This window comes from Streptomyces sp. CRN 30 (assembly GCF_034105845.1).
Genome location: NZ_JAVRHI010000025.1, coordinates 1 through 5622 on the forward strand (window position 1 = coordinate 1; position 5622 = coordinate 5622).

At 74.9% G+C, this 5622-nt stretch carries 4 protein-coding genes and 1 pseudogene; 4 read left to right on the forward strand and 1 reads right to left on the reverse strand.

The window, feature by feature from the left end; all coding sequences use genetic code 11:
- Nucleotides 1-97: 97 nt before the first annotated feature.
- Complete coding sequence (locus UW392_RS03005; RefSeq protein WP_320773259.1) at nucleotides 98-931, reverse strand: HAD family hydrolase; 834 nt, start codon at nucleotides 929-931, stop codon at nucleotides 98-100.
- Between the two features lie 623 nt (nucleotides 932-1554).
- On the opposite strand from UW392_RS03005, the gene ssd reads away from it, so the two are divergent.
- From ssd to UW392_RS03025, 4 genes and pseudogenes are all read left to right on the forward strand, one after another.
- A complete protein-coding gene (ssd, locus tag UW392_RS03010) occupies nucleotides 1555-2658 on the forward strand; it encodes a septum site-determining protein Ssd (protein WP_320773260.1) in 1104 nt (367 codons plus the stop codon).
- A gap of 185 nt (nucleotides 2659-2843) precedes the next feature.
- Entirely contained in the window at nucleotides 2844-4094 is a 1251-nt protein-coding gene (locus UW392_RS03015; RefSeq protein ID WP_320773261.1) for a TadA family conjugal transfer-associated ATPase, read from the forward strand.
- The gene (locus UW392_RS03020) at nucleotides 4091-5185 is read left to right on the forward strand and encodes a type II secretion system F family protein (RefSeq protein WP_414495482.1); all 1095 of its coding nucleotides are present in this window, start codon (nucleotides 4091-4093) and stop codon (nucleotides 5183-5185) included. The genes UW392_RS03015 and UW392_RS03020 overlap by 4 nt, the downstream gene beginning before the upstream one ends.
- A pseudogene (locus UW392_RS03025) lies at nucleotides 5182-5622 on the forward strand (hypothetical protein); the annotation flags it as partial. The gene UW392_RS03020 and the pseudogene UW392_RS03025, both read left to right, overlap by 4 nt.

The window sequence follows — 5622 nt, forward strand, 5'->3', positions numbered from 1 at the left end:
GGGGGGCGGGGGGGGGGGGGGGCGGGGGGGCGGGGGTGCCGGGGTGCCGGGGTGCCGGGGTGCGTGGCTGTGCGATGCCGCGCGGTGTCGCGTCGGGTCAGGTGAGCGCCGCGCGGCGACGGTTCGCGTACCAGACGAGCCCCGCGGTGGCCGCCGCGGCCCCTATCGCGGCGGCCGCGACCAGCGCCGGACGGGGCGGCACCGAGAAGCCGGGGATGCGCTGCTTCAGCCGGACCGGCCGGTGGAAGTCGAGGATCGGCCACTCACGCGCGAGTGCCTCGCGGCGCAGCGCGCGGTCCGGGTTGACCGCGTGCGGCCGGCCGACCGCCTCCAGCATCGGCAGGTCGGTGGCCGAATCGCTGTAGGCGTAGCAGCGGGCCAGGTCGTACCCCTCGTCGGCCGCCAGCTCCCGGATCGCCTCCGCCTTCGTCGGGCCGTACGCGTAGTACTCCACCTCCCCCGTGAAGCAGCCGTCGTCGCCGACCACCATGCGTGTGGCCACCACGCGGTCGGCGCCGAGGAGCGCGCCGATCGGCTCGACGACCTCCGCGCCCGAGGTGGAGACGATGACCACGTCGCGGCCGGCGGTGTGGTGCTCCTCGATCAGTGACGCGGCCTCGTCGTAGATGATCGGGTCGATCAGGTCGTGCAGCGTCTCGGCGACGAGCTCCTTGACCAGCTGTACGTTCCAGCCGCGGCAGAGCGCGGACAGGTAGTTACGCATCCGCTCCATCTGGTCGTGGTCCGCGCCGCCCGCGAGGAAGACGAACTGGGCATATGCGGTACGCATGACAGCCCTGCGGTTGATCAGGCCGCCTTGGTAGAACGACTTGCTGAACGTCAGCGTGCTCGACTTCGCAATGACCGTCTTGTCCAGGTCAAAGAAGGCCGCGGTACGGGGCAAGGAGTGGTTTTCCACGACCCCGAGCATAGGCGCAGCCCATTCGGCGTAAGGTGGGGCGTGTGGGTTTGCCTGAGAAGGCTCTCGGGTACACCATGGAAGTCACGGATCGTTCGCGACCGTGCTAACCCGGTCCGACTCCTCCCCCCCCGAGTCGGCCGTGGAGACGACCCCCGCTCTCCCCCCCGGCGGGGGTCGTCGCATGTCCGGGTGGGTTTTCGCCGGTGTCGCGTCTCCCGGCGACTGTCTTCCTCCGATCTTCCCCGCCCCTACCGCTTGATCACTGCTCGTCACTTTCAGTAGCCGTCGGGCTGCTCTGCGGAGGGCGTCGGACCGCCCCCGCGCGCGCCTCCGACTGCCCTGGGGAAGCCGTACGGCGAGTGCGCGGGCCTCACCGGTATGGGTGACGTCGATATTCACAATCGTCGAGTTGTCCACAGTTATCGACCAAGATCCACACGATTTCCCGGTTCGCTGCACCGTGATTCCAACGCGTCCCGCTCGCGGCCGAGTTCCGGCCGCTTCCGTTTGTCGGGCGCCTGCACGGCCGGTTTTCGTCGGCCACTCATATGAAGGCCGGTTGCCGGTTCTTCACACGTAAGGGAATCGCGGGCTCCGAAGGGCGCGCGAGACACCGCGAAGGGGGACACACCATGACCGCGAGGGTCGTGCACGAACCGCCGTCCGCGAGCGGAGGGCCACCAGGGGGACCACTGATCCTCACCGAGGATCCCGCTCTCCTCGACGACCTGCTGCGCCTGTGCGCGGCGGCGGGCGCCACACCCGAGGTGCACCCCACGGTGCCCGAGCGGCGCGGCGGCTGGGAGAGCGCACCGCTGATCCTGGTGGGTGACGACGCCGCGCGGCGGGTACGGGGCACTCCGCGCCGTCGCGGAGTGGTGCTGGTCGGCCGGGACCAGGACGACCCGGGTGTGTGGCAGAGCGCCGTCGAGATCGGCGCCGACCACGTCCTGATGCTGCCCGACGGCGAGCAGTGGCTGGTCGACCGCATCGCCGACGTCGTCGAGGGTGTCGGCCGGCCCGCGCTCACGGTGGGCGTCATCGGCGGCCGGGGCGGCGCCGGTGCCTCCACCCTGGCCTGCGCGCTCGCCGTCACCGCCGCGCGGGAGGGACTGCGGACCCTGCTGGTGGACGCCGATCCGCTCGGCGGCGGACTGGACGTACTGCTCGGCGGCGAGACGACGGAGGGACTGCGCTGGCCCGCGTTCGCCGCGTCGCGCGGCCGGGTGGGCGGCGGCGCCCTGGAGGAGTCGCTGCCCGCGCTGCACTCGCTGCGGGTCCTCAGCTGGGACCGCGGCGACTGTGTCGCAGTACCGCCGCAGGCCGTCCGCGCGGTGCTCGCCGCGGCCCGGCGGCGGGGCGGAGCGGTCGTCGTCGACCTGCCCCGCCGGGTCGACGAGGGGGTGGCCGAGATCCTTGCCCAACTGGATCTCGGGGTGCTGGTCGTGCCCGCCGAACTGCGGGCGGTGGCCGCGGCGAGCCGGGTCGCCGCCGCCGTCGGGCTGGTCCTGCGCGACCTCAGGGTGGCGGTACGCGGGCCGTACGCGCCGGGACTCGACGATCGCGAAGTGGCCCGCTTGCTCGGCCTGCCCTTGGTCGGCGAGGTCCCCGCCGAACCCGGCCTGCTGCGCGCGACCGAGGACAGGGAACCGCCCGGAGCCGCGGCCAGGGGACCGCTGGCGCGGTTCGGCCGCCACTTCTGGGAGGGGGCGCTGGCGGAGGTGGGGAGCGGATGAGGGCTTCCCGCGGTGGCACTGCTTCCCGCGGTGGCACTGCTTCCCACGGTGGTGGGGCTCTCCACGGTGGTGGGGCTTCCCACGGTAATGGGGCTCTCCACGGCGATAGGACTCCCCACGGCGGTGGCGGCAGGGAAGAGGTGGCACCGCGCGGTGCGTCGGCCGTCGGTGAGTGGGACCCGGGGATGCCGGCGGGGCTGCTCGACGGAGTACGGCGACGGCTCGCCGAGAGCGGGGCGGATCCGACGCCCGCCCAGGTCGCACGGGCCCTGCGCGAGCACGGACGCGTGCTCGGCGACGCCGAGGTGCTCGGCACCGCCGAACGGCTGCGGTCCGAACTGGTCGGCAGCGGACCGCTGGAGCCGCTGCTCGCCGACCCGGCGGTGACCGACGTACTGGTGTCGGCCCCCGACCGGGTCTGGGTGGACCGGGGCGGCGGACTGGAACTGACGCCCGTGTCCTTCACGGACGCCGGAGCGGTACGGCGGCTCGCGCAACGGCTCGCCGCCGTCGCCGGACGCCGGCTCGACGACGCCCGGCCGTGGGTGGACGCGCGGCTGCCCGACGGCACCCGGCTGCACGCGGTGCTCCCCCCGGTGGCCGTCGGCTGCGCCTGTCTGTCACTGCGGGTGGTACGGCCGCGGGCGTTCACGCTGGACGAACTGGTCGCGGCGGGCACCGTGCCGCCGGGCGGGGACCGGGTGCTGCGGGCGCTGGTGCGGGCCCGGCTGTCGTTTCTCGTCAGCGGCGGTACGGGCAGCGGCAAGACGACGCTGCTGAGCGCCTTGCTCGGGCTCGTCGGCACCGGTGAGCGGATCGTGCTCGCCGAGGACTCGGCGGAACTGCGCCCGGACCACCCGCACGTCGTCCGCCTGGAGGCCCGGCCGGCCAACCAGGAGGGCGCGGGTCTGGTGACCCTGGAGGACCTGGTGCGCCAGGCGCTGCGGATACGGCCGGACCGGCTGGTCGTGGGGGAGGTGCGCGGGCCGGAGGTGGTGCATCTCCTGGCGGCTCTCAACACCGGCCACGAGGGCGGTTGCGGCACGGTCCATGCCAACGCCGCGGCGGATGTCCCGGCCCGTCTGGAGGCGCTCGGCACGGCCGCCGGGCTCGACCGGGCCGCACTCCACAGCCAACTGGCCGCGGCCCTGTCGGTGGTCCTGCACCTCGTGCGCGACCGGACCGGGCGGCGGCGTATCGCGGAGGTGCGGGTGCTGGAGAGGGACCCGTCCGGCCTGGTGCGGACGGTGCCCGCACTGAGGTGGGGGACGGAGGCGTTCGTGCGGGAGCGGGGGTGGGAGCGGCTGGAGGAACTGCTGGCGGCGGGCGGCGCGGAGGACGACACCGACCGAGGGCCGGGACCGGGACCGGGCGCGGGCGACGGGGATGACGGGGCTGCCTGGGGCCGTGGAGATAAGTGGGATGAGGGGAAATGAGCGGGATGGGTGAGGTGGTGACGGCTGCGGGGCTGGTGTGCTGCGGGGTCGCGGGATGGCTGGCGAGCGAGCGGTACGGCGGTGCGCGGCGGGCGCGGCTGTTGCTTGCGGGCACCGGAGCAGGGGGCCACGGGGACGGGACGCCGGGACGGTGCGGAGTGCCGGACGTGGACCCCTGGTCGGCGCGAGTCCCGCGTCGGCTGCGGTGGCCGCCGCTGGGGCGGTTGGGGGTCGGGGGGCGTGGCGTCGGGTGGCGTGGCGTCAGGTGGCGTGGAGTTGAGCGGCCGGGCGTCGAGTGGTGGTTGCCGGTGGCCGGGCTGGTGCTCGCCGTGCTGGGTGCGTCGGTGGTGCCGCTCGTGCCGGCAGCGGTCGGAGTTCCGGTGCTGCGCGGTGCCCGGCTGGCCGGTCGGGCACGGCGGGACCGGGAGCGGCGCCAGGACGCGGTGATCGCGCTGTGCGCGTCTCTCGCCGGGGAAGTACGGGCGGGGCGGCAACCGGGCGAGGCGTTGCTGTGGGCGGCTCGGGAGAGCGAAGTACTCGCCGAAGGGCCGTCGGTGCGGCCTGTGCGGCCTGTGCGGCCTGTGCGGCCTGTGCGGACCGCGTGGCCGGGGAGGGGACCGCAGGGTGTGTCGCCGGTGTCGCTGGTGTCCCCGGTGCCGCCGGTGTCCCCGCTCTCGGCCGTGCTGGCGGCGGCGCGGTTCGGCGGGGACGTCCCGGACGCGCTCGCGACGGCGGCACGGCAGCCGGGTGCCGAAGGATTGCGGGGCCTGGCCGCGTGCTGGCGGGTGGCCGTCGACCAGGGCGCGGGTCTCGCGGCGGGACTGGACCGGTTGGCGGGTGCGTTGCGGGCCGAGCGGGACCGGCGGGCCGACCTGCGCGCCCAGTTGGCGGGGGCCCGTGCGACGGCCGTGATGCTGGCCGGTCTCCCCGTCGTGGGCCTGCTGTTCGGCGTGGCCATGGGCGCCGACCCGTTACGTGTCCTGCTGCACAGCGGGGCTGGGCTGGGCTGCCTGCTCGTCGGCGGAGCGCTGGAGGGACTGGGGATGTGGTGGGTGGCAGAGATCGTGCGGCGGGCGGAGGCAGAGACATGAACGGGGAACTTGTCCACAGGCTGGGGGCGACCGTGGGGACGCTGCTGCTGGCCGGATGGTCGGCACGGTGGGCGTACGTGGCGCGGCGCGAGCGGCGAGCACGGCACCGGCGCACCGCGCTGATGCTTCCCGAGCGGGCGCGTGAGCCCCTACGTGTGCCCCCGCGGGTCGACATACGCCGCACCGCACGCGCGTGGCTCCCCCTGGTGGGCACTGTAGGGGCGGGCTGGGCGCTGATCGGCGGCGTCACCGGGGTCCTGGCGGGCGCGGTCGTCGCGGCCGGGCTGCGGTGGTGGCACCGGCGGCGGCCTGCGACGGACGCGACCGCGCGGGACGACGGAGCGTCGGCCGCACGGCAGCTCCCCCTCGCGGCCGACCTGCTGGCGGCCTGCATCGCGGCGGGGGCCGGTCCGGTGCCGGCCGCCCGTGCCGTGGGC